1 pseudogene is annotated in these 249 nt (G+C 53.8%); it reads left to right on the forward strand.

The annotated features are described in order from the left end of the window. Window positions 1-123: pseudogene (locus AB4Y40_RS43000) on the forward strand (IS6 family transposase); the annotation flags it as partial. Window positions 124-249: the final 126 nt, after the last annotated feature.

A 249-nucleotide genomic window follows, 5' to 3' on the forward strand; every position in this document is an offset into this window, starting at 1 on the left:
TTTCGTTGTGCCCGCATCCTGTTGGGCGGCATCGAAGTTATGCACATGATCGTCAAGGGGCAGATGGACGATGGTGGTGTCGATCAGAATCCCGCACAGCAATTCTATTCACTGGCTGGATAACTAGGGAAGGTCTTATGTGGACGCCTCCCGGATTGCAAACAGTGTTGCGATTTTTGGCTTTCAGGTAAAGGCAGCACGCTTATGTCCGGCCCGTTTTCGCAGGTCGGTATGCGCCTGCAGGCCCTA

The sequence above is a fragment of the Paraburkholderia sp. EG287B genome (genome assembly GCF_040965595.1).
GTDB lineage: Bacteria > Pseudomonadota > Gammaproteobacteria > Burkholderiales > Burkholderiaceae > Paraburkholderia.